This is a genomic window from Sphingobium sp. TKS (genome assembly GCF_001563265.1).
Taxonomy (GTDB): Bacteria; Pseudomonadota; Alphaproteobacteria; order Sphingomonadales; family Sphingomonadaceae; genus Sphingobium.
Map to the genome: position 1 here is coordinate 1,183,865 of NZ_CP005083.1, position 20,640 is coordinate 1,204,504.

Consider the following 20,640-nt stretch of genomic DNA (forward strand, 5'->3'; position numbering starts at 1 on the left):
GCCCCTGCAATCGGACGGCTTGCCGTTTGATACCCTGACAGATCCATGGCGCTTGAAATGGGGCACCGGATGGACGCTGGCCGGCGAGGATTCGCCCGCCGGCGATTTTGTCGTTTGGCGGGGTAAGCACAGTTTTCCGGGCTTTTCGGCCCAAATGAGGTGATGATGTTCGATTCGCTAAGCGATCGTCTCGGTGGGGTATTCGACAAGCTGCGTGGGCGCGGTGCGCTTACGGAGGACGATGTCCGCGCCGCGATGCGCGAGGTGCGAATCGCGTTGCTCGAAGCCGATGTCGCCCTTTCCGTCGTCCGCGAGTTCGTCGAGGATGTGACCGAACAGGCGGTCGGCCAGAACGTCCTGCGTTCGGTGACGCCGGGCCAGCAGGTGGTGAAGATCGTCAGCGACGCGCTGACCGCCGTGCTGGGGTCGGAAACCTCCGATCTGCTGATCGACGTGACGCCACCCGCCGTCATCATGATGGTCGGCTTGCAGGGGTCGGGCAAGACCACCTCCACCGCCAAGATCGCCAAGCGCCTCAAGGAAAAAGAGCGCAAGAAGGTGCTGATGGCGTCGCTCGACGTCCAGCGCCCCGCCGCGCAGGAGCAGTTGGCGGTTCTGGGCACCCAGACCGATGTGGCGACGCTGCCGATCGTGCCGGGCCAGCAGCCGGTCGAGATCGCCAAGCGCGCCTTGCAGGCGGCGAAGCTCCAGGGTTTCGACGTGGTGATGCTCGACACCGCCGGGCGTCTGCATGTCGATCAGGCGCTGATGGACGAGATGAAGGCTGTCGCTGACGTCTCCAACCCGGCGGAAATCCTGCTGGTGGTCGACTCGCTGACCGGCCAGGACGCGGTGAATGTCGCGTCCAGCTTTACGAGCCAAGTGCCGCTGACCGGCGTGGTGCTGACCCGTATGGACGGCGACGCCCGTGGCGGTGCGGCGCTGTCGATGCGCGCGGTGACCGGCCGTCCGATCAAGTTTGCGGGCACCGGCGAAAAGCTGGATGCCATTGAGCAGTTCCATCCGCAGCGTGTCGCGCAGCGCATTCTGGGCATGGGCGACGTCGTGTCGCTGGTCGAGAAGGCGGCCGAGAGCATCGACGCCGAGGAAGCCGACAAGCTCGCCAAGAAAATGGCCAAGGGTCAGTTCGACATGAACGACCTGCGCGCCCAACTGGGTCAGATGCGCCGCATGGGCGGCCTTGGCGCGCTGGCGGGCATGTTGCCGGGCTTGAAAAAGGCGCAGGCGGCGATGGCCAATAGCGGCGCCAACGACAAGACGCTGATTCATCTCGACGCGATGATCGGCTCTATGACGCCCAAGGAGCGGGAAAAGCCCGCCCTCATCAACGCCAAGCGCAAGATTCGCATCGCCAAGGGTAGCGGCACCACGGTGCAGGAAGTGAACCGTCTCCTGAAAATGCATCAGGAAATGGAAACGGCGATGAAGAAGATCCGCAAGATGGGCGGCCTGAAGGGGCTGGCCAAGATGTTCACCGGTGGTGGGCTCGATGGGATGCTCGGCGGTGGCGGCGCGCCTCCGCAGGGTCTGCCGGGGCTGGGGGGCAATATGCCCAACCTTCCGCCCGGTTTTCAGAATTTCCTCAAGAAATAAATATTTTCAAGCAATTAGATTAGTCAGAAAGGTAAGGTCAGTTATCCATGGCAACGTCCATTCGTCTTTCGCGCGGCGGTTCCAAGAAGCGTCCCTATTATCGCATCGTCGTGGCCGACAGCCGCGCCCCGCGTGACGGCAAGTTCATCGAGCGCATCGGCAGCTACAACCCCGTCCTGCCCAAGGGCGACGAAAAGCGCGTCGTGATCGACGTCGAGCGCGCCAAGCACTGGGTTGCCGCAGGCGCCCAGCCGACCGACCGCGTGGCCCGCTTCCTCGATGCCGCGGGCGTGAAGGAACGCGCTGCCCGCAACAACCCGAAGAAGGCCGAGCCGGGTCAGAAGGCCAAGGATCGCGCCGAAGACCGCGCCGCCAAGGCTGCGGAAGCCGCTGAAGCTGCCGAAGCCGCCAAGGCTGCCGCCGCTGAAGCCGCTGCCGCTCCGGCCGTGGAAGAAGCCCCGGCTGCTGAAGAAGCGGCTCCGGCTGAAGAACAGGCTGAAGGCTGAATCCTTTGACCGACACGCCCGTCACTCTCGCCGTCATCATCGGTGCGCATGGGGTGGCGGGCGAAGTCCGTCTGAAGCTCTTTGGGGAGGGGGCTGAGGCTCTCAAATCCTATAAGGGCTTCGATGCGGCGGGGCGCACGCTGACCTTGAAGTCGGTGCGCCCCGGCCCCAATGGCGCCGTCGCGCGCTTCGCTGAGATTGGCGACCGGAGCGCTGCCGAAGCCCTGCGCGGGACCGAACTCACCGTGCCCCGTTCCGCCCTGCCTCCGCTGGGGGAGGGCGAATATTATCATGCCGATCTCATTGGCTTGCCCTGCCTCTCCAGCGATGGCGAGGCGTTGGGCCATATCGTCGCGGTCGAGAATTTCGGCGCGGGCGATATCATCGAAGTCGAACGGACAGCTATTGATGGCAAGGGCGGCAAACGCTTCATGGCGCCGATGCACGCCGTGACCATCGCGGATGATCGGGCGGTGATCGAGGTGGCATTCGCCGTCTGATTGATCGAGTTTAGTGAAGCATGGAAGATCGTGCTCCAGCCTTTGCAGGAGCGCGCATAGTTGAAAACCACAGTAAGGCGCCCAACCATGCCGAAAATCCTTGCTGCCCTCTATCTGCTGTTGATGGTCGCCGCTGGCTGGCGGCTGTTCACCATGTCCTGGTCACGCGGGCTGAAAATCGCTGCGGCGGTAGGGCTGATCATTCCTATTCCCATGCTGTTCCTGCTGCCGGCGCTGATGCAGCCGGATCGGCCCTTCGCCGATCTGCTGCGCGCCATCGGCGTCGCATTGATGGGTGGTGGCGCGGTGTCGCTGCTGGGCGGCATGGCGGGGGCATGGCTCAAGGCGCGCAAGGCATGAGCTTTCATGCGCAGATACTGACGCTTTATCCAGAGATGTTTCCGGGGCCGCTTGGCCTATCGCTTGCGGGACGGGCGCTGGTTGAGGGAAAGTGGGCCTGCGACCCTATCCATATTCGCGACTTTGCCACTGACAAGCATCGCACGGTGGACGATACTCCGGCGGGCGGCGGTGCGGGCATGGTGCTGCGCGCCGATATCCTTGGCCTCGCCATCGACCATGCGCTGGAAAAGGCGCCCGATCTGCCCGTCATCGCCATGACGCCGCGCGGGGCGCCGATCACCCAGCGCCGTATCCGCCAGCTCGCCGCCGGACCCGGAGCCACCATCCTCTGCGGCCGGTTCGAGGGTTTTGACGAACGGATTTTCGAGGCGCGCCCGGTCGAGCAGATCAGCATGGGCGACATCATCCTCTCCGGCGGAGAGATGGGCGCGCTGATGCTGCTGGATGCTTGCATCCGCCTGCTTCCTGGGGTAATGGGCGCCGCTTCCAGTGGGGATGAAGAGAGCTTCGAAAGCGGCCTTCTCGAATATCCGCACTATACCCGACCCGCTGAGTGGGAAGGGCGCACGATCCCTGAAGTGTTGCGATCGGGGGATCATGCGAAGATCGCCGCCTGGCGGAAACAAAGGGCGGAGGATGACACACGGCTAAGGCGGCCGGACCTTTGGGAACGCCATATCGGCGTTCGGGACCAGTCGCCCTCTGGTGCGCAACGCGAAAAGTAGGACTAAGCTCATGAACTTGATCCAGCAGATCGAGGCTGAAAACATCGCGGCTCTCGCCAAGGATATTCCGGAATTCCGTCCGGGTGACACGCTGCGCGTCGGCGTGAAGGTCATCGAAGGTGAGCGCAGCCGCGTTCAGAATTATGAAGGCGTCTGCATCGCCCGCTCGAACAAGGGCATGGGCAGCAACTTCACCGTGCGCAAGATCAGCTTCGGTGAAGGTGTGGAGCGCGTTTTCCCGCTCTATTCCCCGAACATCGATTCGATCACCGTCGTCCGCAAGGGCGTGGTGCGTCGCGCGAAGCTCTATTATCTGCGCGGCCGCACCGGCAAGCGCGCTCGCATTGCCGAGCGCCGCGACGTGCGCAGCGAGGATTGATCGCTTTTACGCCGTCTTGACAGTTGTAAAAAAGAGACAGGCGGCGTCCCATCGGGACGCCGCCTTTTTCTTTATATCTCAATGATTTGATGAAAGATGAACGCGTTTTTCGTCTTCCGTTTTCCAAGAGATTTTGCGCCGCAGCAGAAATTCATTTTTCTTTGATGGCGGTTTTGTGTCAGCGTTCCGTTTCCAGAGATTGCTCAATATTTCCAAAATTCAATCCTGCGGGTTTGGAGCAGGATCAATGCGTCTCAAATAATTTGCCGAAAACGGATAAATAATAACGAGAAAATATCGGTCGGGAGAGGCTCTCTTCATAATGAAGCAAGGGGCTGGTTCATGAACCGTAAGAGTTTCGTTTCTCGCGCAGCCATGGTTATAGCGCTGTCTTCTCCAGCGGCCGTTCTGGCACAGACCGATCCGCAGGCGGCCTCCGCTACCGATGGCGCGGCGATCATCGTCACCGGCACACGCGCGACCGGCGTCACGGCGGCCGAAAGCGCTGCGCCGATCAAGGTTCTCGATAGCGAAGCGCTGACCAAGGTCGGGCAACCCAATCTCAACCAGGTGCTGACGCAGCTTGTTCCTTCCTTCACTGCGGAAGCCTTTGGCGGGGACACGGCGAACCTGACACTCTCGGCGCGTCTGCGCGGCCTCAGCCCGAACCATGCACTGGTCCTGGTGAACGGCAAGCGGCGGCACGGCACGGCCAATCTTCACGTTCTGGGTGGGCCCTTCCAGGGTGCGGTGGCGCCCGACCTCGACCTGATCCCGCCGGGCGCAATCGGCCGGATCGAGGTGCTGGAGGACGGCGCGGCGGCGCAATATGGGTCCGATGCGATCGCGGGCGTCATCAACATCATCCTCAAGGAAGACAAGGGCTCCATCTCCGGCAATCTGACCGCCGGGCAATATTATAAGGGCGACGGCAACACTTATTCGGGCAGCGTGACCTTCGCGCCGGACGTCGGGCCGGACGGCTATCTCAACTTCACCATGTTCCATCGCTTCCACGGTTTCTCGCAGCGCGGTGGCGTTGATTCGCGCATCTATAATGAAGACGGCACGCTGCGGTCCGATCTTGGCGCCGCGCATACGGCGATGGCGGCGATCGGCCTGCCCAATGCGCCCTATACCAACCGCATCGTTGGCGATTCGCGCTCGACGCTCAGCACTATCATGTATAATGCGGGCTATGATTTCGGGGGCGTCGAACTTTACGCTTTCGGCAGCTATGGGCGGCGCGAGGCGAGCGCCTATGAAAATTACCGCCAACCCTGGCGCGTCTCTCGCTCCCCGGTCCTGGGCGTTGCTGGCGAGCAGATTCTATATAGTGCCACCGGCTTCAACCCGCGTGAGGCGATCAAGGAGGATGATTTCTCCAACACCGGCGGGATCAAGGGCGAGGCGGGCGGCTTCCGCTGGGATCTCAGCACCACCTATGGGCAGGATTATGCCAAGCTCTACACGCTGGATTCCGCCAACCGGAGCCTGTTCATCAACACCGGATCGACGCCGAGCAATTTCTATGACGGCTTCCTGAAGGCGACGGAATGGACCAGCAATCTCGACATCGCAAAGGAGTTTGATGTCGGCCTGGTGCAGCCGGTCAATCTGGCCTTCGGCGCGGAATATCGGGAGAATACATTCTCCATCGGCAAGGGCGACTTCGCATCGACCTATTTCGAGGGGGGCCAGTCCTATCCGGGCTTCGTGTCGACCGACGCTGGCAAGCATAAGCGGCACAACGTCGCGGCCTATGTGGACCTGGCGCTGAATCCGATCGACATGTGGAAGATCGACGGAGCTGTCCGTTACGAGGATTATAGCGATTTCGGCACAAAATGGACGTGGAAGGTCACGACCCGCTTCGACTTTACCGAGCAGTTCGCATTGCGCGGTACGGTCAGCACCGGCTTCCGCGCGCCGTCGCTGCTGGAGGAATATTATTCCTCGACCAATGTCGGGCCGACGACGGCCTTCGTTCAGTTGCCGCCCAACTCGGCCGCGGCGAAGCTGCTGGGCTATGACGACCTGAAACCGGAAACGTCGACCAATTTCAGCGCTGGCCTGGTCATCCGGCCAATCCCCAAGCTGAACGTCACGATCGATGCTTATCAGGTGAAGGTGAAGGACCGAATCGTCGGGACAGGGTCCATCTTCGGTCTCGTCGGTGGGCAATTGGCGCCGAGCAACGGCCAGTTTTCAGGTCAGGACGTGCTCGATGCCATTGCCGCCCATGGCAATGTTCTCGATCCCTTCGTGCTGCAGAATGGCGATGCTGGCATCACGCTCTTCACCAACGGTGCCGACACCCGGACGCGCGGCGTCGACGTGACGGCCAGCTATCCGACGCCCATCGGGGACGGCAGCATCCTCTGGTCCCTGTCAGCGAATTATAATGAAACGAAGATCACCCATCTCAATCTGACCGATGCCTTCTTCGCGGCGGACTCGCGCAGCATATTGGAGAACGCCTCACCCAAATATAAGGTGATTCTGGGCGCTCTGCTGACCTGGGGCGGCTTCAGCATGAACCTGCGGGAGACCTTCTACGGCAAAGCCTCGCAGGTGGTGCTGTATAATGGCACGACTCCCACGGTGAAGTCGGGGGCCGCCGCGCTCACCGATCTGGAAGCGAGCTACGACCTGACCCCGGCGATCAAGCTGTCGTTCGGCGCCAACAACCTCTTCAACAAGAAGGCGGATACGGTGCCCAATGGGGCTGACGGCCTGCCGATCGATGGTGGAGCGGTGCTGAATGCGCCGGTCACGTTCACGCCCTATGGCATCAATGGCGGCTATTATTACGGCCGTATCAACTTCAGCTTCTGACGGCACCTTGGGCGGTCACCGGCTTTCGGGCCGGTGGCCGCTTTCCTTTCGGGGATATGGCCGCCAACCGGGCCGATCATGACCTTACTGACTCACAGGCTGGCCACGCTCACGGATGAAGCATCGCTTTCCGCTGCTATGACATTGGCCATTGACCGGTTGCAGGATGATTTCCTCACGCCGGCACAGGTGAGGGCCAGCCATGCCTTCATGGGGCTGGACAGCCGGTTGATCAGCGACGGCACTTATTTCGTGATCGAGGATCGGGGGCAGATCGCCGGTTGCGACGGCTTATGGCGGCAATCATAGCGCAGGCCGTGACGACCGGCTGCTCGATCCGGGGACAGAGGCGGCCAAGGTGCGGGCGATGTACACGCATCCCGACCATGTGCGCAAAGGCGTTGGCAGGTTGATCCTGTCGCTCTGCGAACAGGCGGCGCGGGTGGAGGGTTTCTCCGCGCTGGAACTGTCCGCCACCATGGCGGGCGTGCCGCTTTATCGCAGCTTCGGTTTCATCGATGTGCACGCGTTCGAGGATCGCGGCGTGCCGCTGATCTTGATGCGCAAGCCTATTGCCGACTTGTGAACCAGAGGCCGATCAGGCTGAGCGCCGCTGCCGCCGACATATAGAGGCCGACCAGTTCCACCCCCTGAACCTGGATCAGCCAGGTCGCGACGATCGGCGCCAGCGCGCCGCCGATGATCCCGCCCAGATTGAAGGCGAAGGACGCGCCGGTATAGCGAAGCTGCACCGGGAAGAGATGCGGCAGATAGGCGCCCAGCGGGCCATAGACGAAGCCCATCAGAAACAGCGCGAGGCTGAGGATCAGGAAGATCGGCAGCAATTGCCCGGTGCCGATGGCGGGGCCGAAAATCACGCCCATCAGCACCGTGCCGATGCAGCCCGCCACCAGCACGCGGGTCGGGCTGCTCCTGTCCGCCCACCAGCCGGCGAGGATGATGCTGAGCGCCATGAACAGGATCGCGCCGAGCTGGATCGCCAGGAAGGTTTCCCGGTCGATCATGAGCGTGGCGGTGCCGTAGCCAAGGGCAAAGGCTGTCGCGATATAATAGACCGCGAAGCAGGCGGCGCAGGCAAAGGTGCCCGCGATCGCGGCGCCCAAATGGTTCTTGAACAGCGTGGCCAGCGGCACGGCGGGCGGCGGGGCTTCGGCTCTGGCGGCGGCGAATTCCGGCGTCTCGGTGAGTTTCAGGCGAATCCACAGACCCAGGAACACCAGGACCGCGCTGCCCAGGAAAGGCAGGCGCCAGCCCCAGGCGAAGAAATCCTTGTCGCTGAGGAAGGTGCCAAGGATCAGGAACAGCCCGTTGGCGGCGAGGAATCCGACCGGCGCGCCCAATTGCGGGAACATGCCGAAGCGCGCCCGCCAGCCAGGCGGGGCGTTCTCCACCGCCAGCAGAGCCGCGCCGCCCCATTCGCCGCCCAGCCCGAACCCCTGACCGAAGCGCAGGATGCAGAGGATCAGCGGCGCCCACCAGCCGATGCTCTGATAGGTCGGCAGGAAACCGATGGCGAGGGTCGATCCGCCCATCAGCATCAGCGACGTCACCAGCGTCGTCTTGCGCCCGATGCGGTCGCCATAATGGCCGAACACCGCCGCGCCCAAGGGCCGGGCGAAAAAGGCGAGGGCAAGGCTGCCATAGGCCGCCAGCAATTGCGCGGAAGGGGAGGAGGAGGGAAAGAAAAGCGGGCCGAAGACCAGGCTGGCGGCGGTGGCGTAGATATAGAAGTCGTAAAATTCGACCGCCGTGCCGATCAGGCTGGCCGCCAGCACCCGCTTGTGGCGCAGCATCGCGTCCATCCCGCCCATTTTCCCGGCCCCTGCCTCCACCGCTTGCACGCCCCCCGTCGCCATTATTTCGTCGCCCGCTTCTGGTTCAGCAATTCATAGGCCATGACCGCGCAGGCGACCGCCGCGTTCAAACTGTCGGCCTTGCCCAGCATCGGCATCTTCACCAGCAGGTCGCATTCGGCCTCATAGCTTTCAGGTAAACCCTGCGCTTCATTGCCGACCAGCAGGAAGCTGGGGCTTTGGTAGCGCGGCTCCTGATAGTCGTGCGTGGCCTTCAGGCTGGTGCCGATCAGTTCGCCCGGCCCCTCGCGCAGCCAGTGCATGAACTCGCCCCAGCGCGCCTGGGTGATACTTTGGGTGAAGAGGGCGCCCATGCTGGCGCGCACGGATTCGACGGAAAAAGGATCGACGCAATCGTCGATCAGGATCAGCCCGCCCGCGCCCACGGCATCTCCGGTGCGCAATATGGTGCCCAGATTGCCGGGATCGCGCAGCGACTGGGCGACGATCCAGATATCGGCCTTGCCGCGGTCGAGCTTCGCCAGCGGGGTCAGCCGGTCGCGATAGACGCCGACCACGGCCTGCGCATTATCCTTGCCGGAGATTTTCGAGAGGATATCGGGCGTGGTTTCGATGACGTCGCCGCCCGCCGCCTCCATCGCCGCGATCAGATCGGCGGCCAGCGGGTGGGTCGACCCGGCATGGAACAGCATTTCTGGCAGCACGCCTTCCTCGCGCGCTTCGGTCAGGATGCGCAGCCCTTCGGCCAGGAACAGCCCCTCGGCCTTGCGGAATTTCTTCTCCCGCAGGGAGCGGACGCGCTTCACCAGCGGGTTGGAAAATCCGGTGATTTCTCGCGCCACGATCCTGTCTCAAACCTTTTGAATGTCCGCCGAAACGGCCTCTCTATAGGGGGATCGCGGAAAAGGGTAGGGGGCTTGGATGTGAAGGGATTTGGTCGGAAATGGCCAGAGATGGCTATTTGCAGTCCGTCATTCCCGCACCCTAGGTCGCGTGGGACGCGTCATGCCGTGCGACGGCGATCCGGTTGCGGCCGGAGCGCTTGGCTTCGTAGAGCGCCATGTCCGCCACCGCCATCCAGCTTTCGCCGGTCGGCCAGTCGCCGCGCAGTTCCGCCACGCCGAAGCTGACCGTGACGTGCAGCGGCGGCGTGCCGGGGATTTCGGTTACGGCAATCGCCTCGCAGAAGCGTTGCGCCGCTCTGGCGGCATCGTCTTCCCCGGTTTCGGGCAGCAATATGCCGAATTCCTCACCGCCAAGCCGGCCAAGCGAATCGCTGGGCCGTTGCAGGCTGGTGCAGAGCCGGGCGATGCCGCGGATGACCTGGTCGCCGGCGGGGTGGCCGTGGGTATCGTTGATCCGCTTGAAATGATCGATGTCGAACAGCAGCAGGCTGGCGGGCCGCTCATGCCGTTCGAACAGCGCGATGGCGCGGTTCATTTCGTTGAGGAAGGCCCGGCGGCTGAGCGCGCCGGTCAGATGATCGCGTTCAGCGATGCGGCGCAGTTCGAGCTGCTCGACCACCAGCGCCGCCAGATTCTGGAGGATGGCGATCTGGCCGGGGTCAAACTGGCGCGGCACCGTATCGATCGCGCAAAGCGAGCCGATATTATAGCCGTCGGGCGTTTCCAGCGGGATGCCGGCATAGCTGCGGATATTGGGATCGCCCGTCACCAGCGGATTGTCGCGAAAGCGCGCATCTTCCCTCGCGTCGGTGACGACCATCGGCGCCCGCTCGCGGATGGTATGGTTGCAAAAGGCGACGTCGCGCGCCGTTTCGCTGCCGTCGAGACCGGCCAGCGACTTGAACCATTGCCGATCGGCGTCCACCAGCGAGACGGCGGAAATCGGCACGCCCAAAATGCTGCGGACCAGATCGGTGATGCGATCGAAAGAGGGTTCCCGTGGCGTGTCCAGAACTTCGTAGCGATCAAGCGCGGCGAGACGCGCCGGTTCGTCCATCAGCTTTGGATCGAGCATGGCCAATTACCCTCAACTGGCGAGGTGGCCTCTCCCACGTCCCGCGATTCTCGTTCAGTCTTCTCGTGATAATCGCCTGCCGATATTTAACAAAGGCTTGGCGGGCGCAGCCTGCCTTATTCTTCCCCGAACTTGTCCTCGACCAGCGTCACCAGCTTGCCCAGCGAATCGGCCGCTTCCGGACCAGTGGCGCTGATGGTGATACTGTCGCCCATCGCCGCGCCCAGCATCATCAGGCCCATGATGGACGTGCCGGTGACTTCGCTGCTGTCCTTGCGCACGGTGATCTGGGCGGGCAGGCCGCTGGCCAGCGTCACGAATTTCGCGCTGGCGCGGGCATGCAGGCCGCGCCGGTTGCTGATCCTGACTTCCTGGCTGATTTCGCTCATGTGGTGCTGCCCAACAGTTCCGATGCAACGCTGATATATTTCTGGCCCGCTTCCCGCGCGGCGGCGACGGCCTGGCGCACGTCCATGACCTTGCGGGCGCTTTCCAGGCGGATCAGCATGGGCAGGTTGATGCCCGCGATCACCTCGATCTCGCCCGCCTTCAGCAGCGAAATGGCCAGATTGGACGGGGTGCCGCCGAACAGGTCGGTCAGCAGGATGACGCCCGACCCGTCATTGACGCGGGCGACCGCATCCGCAATGTCGGCGCGGCGCATCTCCATATCGTCCTCAGGGCCGATGCAGATGGTCTCGATCTGCTGCTGCGGACCGACCACATGCTCCATCGCGACGACAAATTCCGTCGCCAGCGCCCCGTGGGTGACGAGTACCAGTCCAATCATCTTGCTTACGTGGCCCACCTGTTTTTCATGGATTACGCTTTCGGGCCTCCCGGTCCGCGCTTCTCCAGGGCGTCCTGGGGCGCTGATTCCATATTGCGGTGCGAGACCGTGGGCGAAAAGCCCGCATCTTGCAAGTATCTGGCGACGCGTTCGGTCACATGGACGGAGCGATGACGGCCCCCCGTACATCCGAAAGCAACGGTAATGTAGCTTTTTCCGCCCCCCGCATAGCGCGGCAGCAGCAGGGTCAGCAATTGTTCGATGCGCCCGATCGCCTCCTCATAGGCCGGATCTTCCATGATATAGGCGGCGACATCGGGATCGAGGCCGGTTTTCGGCCGCAATGCGTCCTCCCAATGCGGATTGCGCAGGAAGCGCATGTCGAACATCAGGTCGGCGCTCAGCGGCACGCCGCGCGAATAGCCGAAGGACATGATCGTCAGAACCGGGTCCGACAGCCCCTCGCGGGAGAAGCGGTTGCGGATTTCCTGCTGCAATCCATTGCTGGACAGGCTGCTGGTGTCGATCACCTGATTGGCCCAGCGGCGCAGCGGCTCGGTCAGTTCGCGTTCGCGGGCGATGCCATGGGCGGCGGGGCGGTCGGCGGCCAGCGGGTGACGGCGGCGCGTCTCGGCAAAACGGCGCTCCAGCTCCGCGTCCGAACAATCCAGGAACAGCGTCTCCACGTCATGGCCGTGGCGGGACCGCAGCGCCTTGATCCGCTGGACGATGGCGCCAGCGTCGAAGCCGCGGGTACGCGCATCGATGCCCAGCGCGAGCGGCCGGTCGATCCCCTCGTTATGCCCTTCGGGCAGGGGAGTGTCGAGCAGCCGGCCGAGCAGCACCAGCGGCAGATTGTCCACCACTTCCCAACCCATATCCTCCAGCGTCTTGAGCGCGGTGGTCTTGCCCGCGCCAGACAGGCCGGAAACGAGCAATATGGTCTTCGGCGTTTCGAAACTCACGATAGGCTCATGGTCTTCAGGCCCATGTTCCTGACGGCCAGTTCCACCTTGATCGCGGCGGAGGCTTCGAACGGGGCGAGCCGGACGACGGGGACGTCGATACCGGCGATCGGACGCATCGCGGGTTCCAGCGGCATGCGCTCCACCATGTCGCTAAGGTCGACGGCGAGGGCGACAGGGGCGTTGTCGGCATGGGGCATGTCGATGAGGCCAATCCCGCGCACTTCCATCATGCCGACGATCCGGTCGGGCGCGCGGGCGAACAGGCGGCCCTCGATTTCAAGCACGCGGGTATAGTCGTCGCTGACGAGCACGGCGCCGCGATCGATCAGGCGCAGCGCCAGATCGGATTTGCCCATGCCGCTGGGACCGCAGAGCAGGACGGCCTGGCCATTGATCGCCACGCTGGTCGCATGCAGGGTTTCGGAAGAAGGTGTCGACGCCATATCGCCTTATCGCTTTGACGTCATATTAGCTCTTGTTGGCGCTGGTGGGAATGGAATTAACCGGGGCGTTTCTCATTATGGTGCACGTTCAATGCACGAAGCGGTGCGCCTATTCCGAAATCATGCCGGGGTCGCGTTCCACCGCCATGGGCAGGCGCATGATGAAGCAGGCGCCGCTCTGCGCATCCTGGCGGTCGGCAATGCTGATCTTGCCCTGATGCCCCTCCACGATCGAGCGGGCGATGGCCAGGCCAAGGCCCGAATGCTTGCCGAACGCCTCATTTTCCGGACGGACGCTGTGGAAGCGGCGAAAGACATGTTCGCGCTCGGATTCAGGGACGCCCGGTCCCTGATCCTCGACGCTGACCAGCACTTCATTGTCCGCCACCGTCGCGACGATCTGGACCAGCCCGCCATCGGGGGAGAAGGACACCGCATTGTCGATGAGATTGTCGAGCACGCGGATGATCCGCTGTTCCTCGCCCAGCACCACCGCGACATTCTTGCGCGGGCGGGCGAAGGCCAGGCGGACGCCGCGGCCGACGCCGCGCGCCTCCCGCGCGACGACCATCTTCTCGATCAGCAGGCCAAGGTCGATCGGCTCGAACCGGGTGCGCGACAATTGGGCGTCGATGCGGGAGGCTTCGGCAATGTCGGTGACCAGCCGGTCGAGCCGGCGCACATCGTCCTGCGCGATCGCCATGAGCTGGGCGCGCAGCTCCGGCTTGTCCACCCGGTCCAGCGCGTCCAGCGCGGAGCGGAGCGAGGCGATCGGGTTCTTGAGTTCATGGCTGACATCGGCGGCAAAGGCGTCGGTCGCGTCGATCCGCTGGCGCAGCGCATGGCTCATGTCCGACAGGGCGCGGGCGAGCATGCCGATTTCGTCGCGCCGGTCGGGCAGGCGCGGCACGGTGACTTCGCGCGCCCGGCCCAGCCGCACCCGCACCGCCGCGCGGGCGAGGCGCTGCAACGGCTGCACGATGGTCCGCGCCAGGAAAAGCGATAGCAGCACCGAAGCCAGCACCGCTGCCGCCAGCACCATGCCCAGGCGGAACCGCTCGGCCCGGACGACGCGGGTGATGTCGCGGGCATTTTCGGTCCCGAGCAGGTTGGTGCCGTCCTTCACGATGACGGCGGCCGAAATCATGAAAGTGCGGTCTGGCGCATAGCGGTTCACCGCCTGGGTCCGGCCGCTTTTCCGCGCCAGCACCAGTTCGGGCCAGGCCTGCGCCCGGTCGACTGCCGGCTCCTCGAAATTGGGCGGCCGGTCGGCGGAGACGACGCGGTCGATCACCTTGTCCAGGAAGCGGGCGACATGGCGCTGCCATTCTTCCTCATCGGGCAGGCGCAGGCGATAGCGCGGCGCATTCATGGTGAAGCTGTCCGCGATCAGCCGCCCCGCGCCGTCATAGCGGCGGACGCGATCCCCCGTCTGCCACGCATAAGTGGCGATGAGCGCGTTCTGCCGGTCCGCCGGGGCATTTTCCAGGCCGATCGCCAGCAGCTCCAGTTCCCGCGCCGATTGCTCCAGCCGGTCGTCGACGATGCGCGTGCGATAGCTGTCGAGATAGAAGAAGCCCCCCGCCAGCAGCGCCAGCGCGAACACATTGACCGCCAGGATGCGCGGGGTCAGGCTGATCCGGCCGGACCAGCTCCACCCTGCGCCCGCGTCATACTTCTTCGGAGAAGCGGTAGCCGGCGCCATAGAGGGTGTCGATTGCGTTGAATTCGGGGTCGGCTTCGCGGAACTTGCGGCGCAGGCGCTTGATGTGGCTGTCGATGGTGCGGTCGTCGACATAGACGTCATCCTGATAGGCGGCATCCATCAACTGGTTGCGGTTCTTGACCACGCCGGGACGCTGGGCGAGCGTTTCCAGGATCAGGAATTCGGTGACGGTCAGCGTCACGTCCCGGCCCATCCATTTCACCCGGTGGCGGGCCGGGTCCATTTCCAGCCGTCCGCGCACGATCGGTTCCGCGACCGGCTCGTCGGGCGCGGCATCCGCCTTGCTGACCTCCGCCCGGCGCAGGATGGCGCGGATGCGCGCGATCAGCAGCCGCTGGGAGAAGGGCTTGGAGATATAGTCGTCCGCGCCCATGGCCAGGCCCAGCGCCTCGTCCAGCTCATCGGCCTTGGACGTCAGGAAGATGACCGGCATATGGCTTTTCTCGCGCAGCCGCCGCAGCAGTTCCAGGCCGTCCATGCGCGGCATCTTGATGTCGAACACGGCAAGGTCGGCCGGATTGTCGATCAACGCCTTCAGCGCGGACTCCGGATCCGAATAGAGGCGCGTCATGAACCCCTCCGTCTGCAACGCGATCGAGACGGAGGTCAGGATATTCTTGTCATCGTCCACCAGAGCGATGGTTGCGGTCATACTGCGCCCCGAAAATCGTCGGCAATGGAAATGTGCCCATGCGTTAGACGAAGGTGGCTCCCCCCGCAAGGAAGCTCGGGCAGGCGGGTTATGCGGCGTACCCGTGGGAATTCGGGATAAATGCAGCGGTTGCGGCGTTTTCCGGGGTTTGACGCACCATCTGCAAAAGCTTATGCCCGCTTCGTCTGCAGCAGATGGCGCCACGCGGCACGAAGATCGCGGCGCTGAGAGGCGGACCGGTCGTGAACATGATAAGATGGCGGCCGGACATAATGATATTCAGGAGCAAAGGCGTGCAGGCCAAATCCTCTTTCACCCTCGATCAGCAGGGCATTTCCACCAAGGCTGATCAATTTTGGAATCTGGGCACCGCGCCCCTCGTCGAAGCCGCGCTCGCCAATGGCGAAGGCATTTTGGCCAAGGACGGCCCGCTGGTCGTCAAGACCGGCAAGCATACCGGCCGCAGCGCCAGCGACAAGTTCATCGTGAAGGATGCGGAAACCGAAAGCACCGTCTGGTGGGGCAAGACCAATGTGCCCATGACGCCGGAGCATTTCGCCGCGCTCAAGGCCGATTTCTTCGCCGCTCTGGGGCAGAAGGACAAGCTCTACGTCGCTGACCTGTTCGGCGGGTCGCAACCCGAACATCGCGTCAATGTGCGCGTCATCAACGAATTGGCCTGGCACAATCTGTTCATCCGCACGCTGCTGGTCCGTCCGGGCGCGGATGAGCTGAGCGGCTTCGCGCCCGAATATACGATCATCGACCTGCCGACCTTCAAGGCCGATCCGGCCCGCCATGGCAGCCGCAGCGAGACCGTGATCGCGGTCAACTTCACCGAGAAGCTGATCCTGATCGGCGGCACGCGTTATGCGGGCGAGATGAAGAAGTCGGTCTTCGGGATCTTGAACTATCTGCTGCCGACCCACGGCGTGATGCCGATGCACTGTTCGGCCAATATCGGCCCCAATGGCGACACCGCCGTCTTCTTTGGCCTGTCGGGCACCGGCAAGACCACCCTGTCGGCCGACGCCAGCCGCACGCTGATTGGGGACGACGAGCATGGCTGGTCGGACACTGCCGTCTTCAATTTCGAGGGTGGCTGCTACGCCAAGATGATCAACCTGTCGGCCGAGGCCGAGCCGGAGATCTTCGCCACCACCAAGCGGTTCGGCACGGTGCTGGAAAATGTCGTGATCGACGAGGAAACCCGCGAGATCGACCTGGACGACAACAGCCTGGCCGAGAACAGCCGAGGTTCCTATCCGATCGATTTCATCCCGAACGCGTCGGAAAAGAATCTGGGGCCGGTGCCGAAGAACATCATCTTCCTCACCGCTGACGCTTATGGCGTGCTGCCGCCGATCGCGCGGCTGACGCCGGATCAGGCCATGTATCACTTCCTCTCGGGCTATACCGCGCGCGTCGCGGGGACCGAGATCGGCGTGACGGAGCCGTCGGCCACTTTCTCGACCTGCTTCGGCGCGCCGTTCATGCCGCGTCATCCGTCCGTCTACGGCAATCTGCTCAAGGAACGCATCAACAAGGGCGGCGTCACTTGCTGGCTGGTCAACACCGGCTGGACCGGCGGCAAATATGGCGTCGGCAAGCGCATGCCGATCAAGGTCACGCGTGCTTTGCTCAACGCGGCGCTCGATGGCAGCCTGAATAATGCCGAATTCCGGACCGATCCGAATTTCGGCTTCCAGGTGCCGGTAGCGGTGCCGGGCGTAGATTCGACCATGCTCGATCCGCGGGCGACCTGGACCGACAAGGCGGCTTATGACGAAACCGCCGGCAAGCTGGTGAAGCAGTTCGTGGACAATTTCGCCCAGTTCGAGGACCATGTCGACGCATCGGTGCGCGAAGCGGCGCTGACGGCTGCCTGACGCCAGAGCGATCCGTAACGAAAGAGGCCGGGGGAGCAATCTCCCGGCCTCTTTCGCTTTCTGTCGGCGGCGCGGAATGCTATCATGCATCGAATTTTCAGCGGGATATTTCCTATGGCTATGTTTGATGATCTGATGGGCAATTTCGGTGGTCTGGAGGCGGTTGCCGCGAAGATCGGCCTTCAGCCTGAGCAGATGCAGGCGTTGATGAGCGAAATCGGCGGCAAGATCGCTTCGGGCGAAACGGATGTCGCTGCCCTGGCGACCACGGCTGCCGAACATGGCGTTTCGGCGGACAAGCTGCAGGAACTGTTCGCGCATTTCGGCGGACCCGAGGCCATATTGTCGAAAATCGGCGGCCTGTTCGACCGTGACGGCGACGGCAATCCGCTCAATGAACTGGGCGGGCTGGCCAAAGGCCTGTTCGGCTAATCTCCGTCATCCCAGCGCAGGCTGGGATCTCGTGAGGCCGGGTCGTGCCCTATCGCCTGAGATCCCAGCTTGTGCTGGGATGACGTTTGGCGGAAATAGCCGGACATACCCATGATGAGGTATGCTTTTCGATAGGGAAGCGGCTATGGCCTTGCTGCGGGGACGGGCGTGTCGGCGCTCGGCAAGCAGGGGAATTCATCATGATGGGGGATATGCTGCGCGGCAGCGCCGCCATTGCAGCCATATTAAGCGGCAATGCACAGGCGCAGAGCCAATTTTTGTCTGGGGAATGGATGCAGGACGGCGCGTGCGCCCCCAGCTATCGCGCGCTGCATGCTGCGGAGCCGCGCAATCTTCCCTGCTGCGTTCCGGCGCGCCGGGCGGTGCCGCCCCTTTGCCCACGATCCTGAATCGGGCGCGGATGATCGTCAGCTTTCGCACCGACAAGTTTTTTTCGCCTTGCCTTGAAACGTCCCAGGGGGCATTCGCGCTGCATAGCTTATTGCGAAGCCCACGCAACTGACGCTCTTACCGGCGACGGTCGCCCTGGATTTGGCAGGGGAAAAGGTTTTGAACGACGTGACGATCGAAAAGCCGGTGCTGGAACCGACCGGCGCGCTTTCAGTGGAAACCGTGCTGTCGGTGCGGCATTGGAACGAACATCTTTTCAGCTTCCGCATCACGCGGCCGGCAAGCTTCCGCTTCCGTTCGGGCGAGTTCGTGATGATCGGCTTGGCTGGCGACAATGGCAAGCCGCTGCTGCGCGCCTATTCGGTCGCCAGCCCCGCCTGGGACGAGGAACTGGAATTCCTGTCGATCAAGGTGCAGGACGGCCCGCTGACCTCCAGGCTGCAATTGATCCAGCCTGGCGACCAGATTTATCTGGGCCGCAAGCCGACCGGCACGCTGGTGACGGACGCGCTGCTGCCGGGCAAGCGGCTGTTCATGCTGTCGACCGGCACCGGGCTTGCGCCGTTCCTCAGCCTGGCGCGCGATCCGGACGTCTATGAATTTTACGAGCAGGTCGTGGTCGTCCATTCCGTCCGCCGGGTGAGCGATCTGGCCTTTCATGACGAACTGTCGGGCAAGCTGACGGAGGATCCGCTGGTGGCCGAACAGGCGGCGAGCCAGTTCCATTATGTGCCGACCGTGACGCGCGAGCCGTTCCGGAACAATGTCCGCATCGACACGCTGATGGAGACGGGCGCGCTGTTCGAAGGCATAGCGGGCGAGGCCAAGTTCAATCCGGAAACCGACCGGATCATGATGTGCGGCAGCATGGAAATGATCAAGCAGTTCGGCGCCTGGTTCGAGGAACATGGCTTTGCCGAGGGCTCCAACGCAGCCCCGGGCGCTTATGTGATCGAGCGCGCCTTTGTCGGCTGATGGGGTTGTTGTCATAACGGGAAAGAAGGGGCTGGCGGCGACGCCGGCCCTTTTTGCTTTTTGGGGAATTGTCTGAATTTAGCCGTCGCGGCCGTCGCTTGGCCGTGCCGTTCCGATAATTTCTCGACCCCACCAAGCTTTTTGCGTCTGCAAGGAAATGCCCTATACTGTTCGCTTGATGCCAGGACTCAGGACAAGCATGAAATCCAATTTCTTCCGGGGCGCGGTTGCCCTTGGCGCGCTCGCGCTTATTCCCGCCACCACCGCGGCGCTCGCTGACGGGGAAGCGAGCAGCTACAAGGCGCTCGACGAGTTCATGGACGTGTTCCAGAAGGTCCGCAGCGACTATGTCGAAAAGGTCGACGACGAAAAGCTGATCAAGGGCGCGATCGACGGCATGCTTGCCAGCCTCGACCCGCATTCCAGCTTCCTCGACGCGCGCGATTTCCAGAATCTGCGCACCCAGACCGAGGGCAGCTATGGCGGCCTCGGCCTCTCCGTCACGCAGGAGGACGGTGCGGTCAAGGTGATCGCGCCGACGCAGGATACTCCGGCCTGGCGCGCCGGGATCAAGGCGGGCGACTATATCACCCATCTCGACGGGCAGCTCATCTATGGCGGCACGCTGGATGAGGCGGTCGACAAGATGCGCGGCGCGCCGGGCACGCAGATCAAGCTCACCATCGTCCGCCCCGGTCGCGACAAGCCGATCGACCTCACGCTCACCCGCGAGATCATTCAGCTCAAGCCCGTGAAATGGGAAGTGAAGAACGGCATCGGCGTCATCAACATCGTCAGCTTCTCTGCCAATACTGGCGCCGACGTGCGTCAGGCGATCCGCAGCATCGACAAGAGCCTGGGCCGCAAGCCGACCGGCTATATTCTCGACCTGCGCTCCAACCCCGGCGGCCTGCTGGATGAAGCCGTGTCGGTCAGCGACACCTTCCTGGAACGTGGCGAGATCGTGTCGCAGCGCGGTCGTCAGAAGGGCGATGTCGAGCGCTATTATGCCAAGCCCGGCGATGACGCGAAGGGTCTGCCGATGATCGTGCTGGTCGACGCAGGGTCCGCTTCGGCGTCTGAAATCGTCGCGGGAGCCTTGCAGGACCAGCATCGGGCGCTGGTGATGGGCGAGCGCAGCTTCGGCAAGGGCAGCGTCCAGACTATGCTCCCCCTGAGCAACACCACGGCGCTCAAGCTGACCACGGCGCGCTATTACACGCCCTCGGGTCGTTCCGTGCAGGAAGGCGGGATCGAGCCGGATGTGCGGGTGCCGCAGCTTAGCGATCCCGATTACAAGAACCGTCCGAAGTTCCGCGAGAGCGACCTGCGCCGGCATCTGATCAATGAGATCAAGACCGACAATGCCGCGCTGGAAGAGGACAGCAAGGACGATCCGCGCTTCGCCGCGACGGCGGAGGAATTGAAGAAGAAGGGGGTCGAGGACTTCCAGCTCGACTATGCGCTAAAGACCATTTCCCGCCTGGCAGCCAAGCCGGGGGCTGCCGTCGCTCAGGTCGATCCCAAGGCCCAGCCGGCGCGCAAGCCTGCGACGCGCTGACAACAAAATGACCTTACCGGCTGAACTGCTCCTGCCTTCGCAGGAGCACAACG

Annotated in this window: 20 protein-coding genes and 1 pseudogene; 12 read left to right on the plus strand and 9 right to left on the minus strand. The window is 63.2% G+C overall.

From position 1 onward, the window contains the following. The first annotated feature begins 162 nt into the window (after positions 1-162). From ffh to K426_RS05980, 8 genes and pseudogenes are all read left to right on the plus strand, one after another. Positions 163-1,614 (plus strand): signal recognition particle protein, encoded by a 1,452-nt coding sequence (gene ffh, locus K426_RS05945; protein ID WP_066554985.1) that lies wholly within the window; start codon positions 163-165, stop codon positions 1,612-1,614. A gap of 47 nt (positions 1,615-1,661) precedes the next feature. After that, positions 1,662-2,120 (plus strand): 30S ribosomal protein S16, encoded by a 459-nt coding sequence (gene rpsP / locus K426_RS05950; RefSeq protein WP_066554987.1) that lies wholly within the window; start codon positions 1,662-1,664, stop codon positions 2,118-2,120. 5 nt (positions 2,121-2,125) lie between these two features. Then, positions 2,126-2,620, plus strand: coding sequence for a ribosome maturation factor RimM (gene rimM, locus K426_RS05955; RefSeq protein ID WP_066554990.1), 495 nt, complete (start codon positions 2,126-2,128; stop codon positions 2,618-2,620). A gap of 87 nt (positions 2,621-2,707) precedes the next feature. Beyond that, positions 2,708-2,980: a hypothetical protein gene (locus K426_RS05960; RefSeq protein WP_066554991.1), complete on the plus strand. Its 273-nt coding sequence runs from the start codon at positions 2,708-2,710 to the stop codon at positions 2,978-2,980. Further along, entirely contained in the window at positions 2,977-3,708 is a 732-nt protein-coding gene (gene trmD / locus K426_RS05965; RefSeq protein ID WP_066554993.1) for a tRNA (guanosine(37)-N1)-methyltransferase TrmD, read from the plus strand. The genes K426_RS05960 and trmD overlap by 4 nt, the downstream gene beginning before the upstream one ends. A gap of 10 nt (positions 3,709-3,718) precedes the next feature. Beyond that, positions 3,719-4,087 carry a 50S ribosomal protein L19 gene (rplS, locus tag K426_RS05970; protein ID WP_066554995.1) on the plus strand — a complete coding sequence of 123 codons (369 nt, stop codon included), beginning with the start codon at positions 3,719-3,721 and terminating at the stop codon, positions 4,085-4,087. A 342-nt stretch (positions 4,088-4,429) separates the two neighbouring features. Beyond that, positions 4,430-6,925, plus strand: coding sequence for a TonB-dependent receptor plug domain-containing protein (locus tag K426_RS05975; RefSeq protein WP_066554996.1), 2,496 nt, complete (start codon positions 4,430-4,432; stop codon positions 6,923-6,925). Between the two features lie 78 nt (positions 6,926-7,003). After that, positions 7,004-7,511 (plus strand): annotated as a pseudogene (locus tag K426_RS05980) (GNAT family N-acetyltransferase). Here the strand turns inward: K426_RS05980 and K426_RS05985 are convergent. The 9 genes from K426_RS05985 to K426_RS06025 all read right to left on the minus strand — a co-directional run bounded on the left by K426_RS05985 (position 7,495) and on the right by K426_RS06025 (position 15,319). Beyond that, the gene (locus K426_RS05985; RefSeq protein ID WP_066555000.1) at positions 7,495-8,802 is read right to left on the minus strand and encodes an MFS transporter; all 1,308 of its coding nucleotides are present in this window, start codon (positions 8,800-8,802) and stop codon (positions 7,495-7,497) included. The pseudogene K426_RS05980 and the gene K426_RS05985 sit on opposite strands and share 17 nt — an antisense overlap. Then, positions 8,802-9,602 (minus strand): TrmH family RNA methyltransferase, encoded by an 801-nt coding sequence (locus K426_RS05990; RefSeq protein WP_066555002.1) that lies wholly within the window; start codon positions 9,600-9,602, stop codon positions 8,802-8,804. Before K426_RS05990 ends, K426_RS05985 begins: the two co-directional genes overlap by 1 nt. Before the next feature lie 142 nt (positions 9,603-9,744). Next, positions 9,745-10,740, minus strand: a complete 996-nt coding sequence (locus K426_RS05995; RefSeq protein WP_066555004.1) for a sensor domain-containing diguanylate cyclase — start codon at positions 10,738-10,740, stop codon at positions 9,745-9,747. A gap of 116 nt (positions 10,741-10,856) precedes the next feature. Next, complete coding sequence (locus K426_RS06000) at positions 10,857-11,129, minus strand: HPr family phosphocarrier protein (RefSeq protein ID WP_066555006.1); 273 nt, start codon at positions 11,127-11,129, stop codon at positions 10,857-10,859. Further along, positions 11,126-11,530, minus strand: coding sequence for a PTS sugar transporter subunit IIA (locus K426_RS06005; protein WP_007687176.1), 405 nt, complete (start codon positions 11,528-11,530; stop codon positions 11,126-11,128). The genes K426_RS06000 and K426_RS06005 overlap by 4 nt, the downstream gene beginning before the upstream one ends. Before the next feature lie 32 nt (positions 11,531-11,562). Further along, positions 11,563-12,495, minus strand: coding sequence for an RNase adapter RapZ (gene rapZ / locus K426_RS06010; protein ID WP_066555008.1), 933 nt, complete (start codon positions 12,493-12,495; stop codon positions 11,563-11,565). Next, a complete protein-coding gene (locus K426_RS06015) occupies positions 12,492-12,941 on the minus strand; it encodes an HPr kinase/phosphorylase (RefSeq protein WP_066555010.1) in 450 nt (149 codons plus the stop codon). The genes rapZ and K426_RS06015 overlap by 4 nt, the downstream gene beginning before the upstream one ends. Before the next feature lie 109 nt (positions 12,942-13,050). After that, complete coding sequence (locus K426_RS06020) at positions 13,051-14,646, minus strand: ATP-binding protein (protein WP_066555012.1); 1,596 nt, start codon at positions 14,644-14,646, stop codon at positions 13,051-13,053. Beyond that, positions 14,612-15,319: a response regulator transcription factor gene (locus K426_RS06025; RefSeq protein WP_066555014.1), complete on the minus strand. Its 708-nt coding sequence runs from the start codon at positions 15,317-15,319 to the stop codon at positions 14,612-14,614. Before K426_RS06025 ends, K426_RS06020 begins: the two co-directional genes overlap by 35 nt. A gap of 293 nt (positions 15,320-15,612) precedes the next feature. On the opposite strand from K426_RS06025, the gene K426_RS06030 reads away from it, so the two are divergent. From K426_RS06030 to K426_RS06050, 4 genes are all read left to right on the plus strand, one after another. Continuing rightward, a complete protein-coding gene (locus tag K426_RS06030; protein ID WP_066561421.1) occupies positions 15,613-17,208 on the plus strand; it encodes a phosphoenolpyruvate carboxykinase in 1,596 nt (531 codons plus the stop codon). A gap of 114 nt (positions 17,209-17,322) precedes the next feature. Next, complete coding sequence (locus K426_RS06035; RefSeq protein WP_066555016.1) at positions 17,323-17,640, plus strand: hypothetical protein; 318 nt, start codon at positions 17,323-17,325, stop codon at positions 17,638-17,640. Between the two features lie 570 nt (positions 17,641-18,210). Continuing rightward, positions 18,211-19,026 carry a ferredoxin--NADP reductase gene (locus K426_RS06045; RefSeq protein ID WP_066555022.1) on the plus strand — a complete coding sequence of 272 codons (816 nt, stop codon included), beginning with the start codon at positions 18,211-18,213 and terminating at the stop codon, positions 19,024-19,026. 199 nt (positions 19,027-19,225) lie between these two features. After that, complete coding sequence (locus K426_RS06050; RefSeq protein ID WP_066555026.1) at positions 19,226-20,587, plus strand: S41 family peptidase; 1,362 nt, start codon at positions 19,226-19,228, stop codon at positions 20,585-20,587. The last annotated feature ends 53 nt before the right edge of the window (positions 20,588-20,640 follow it).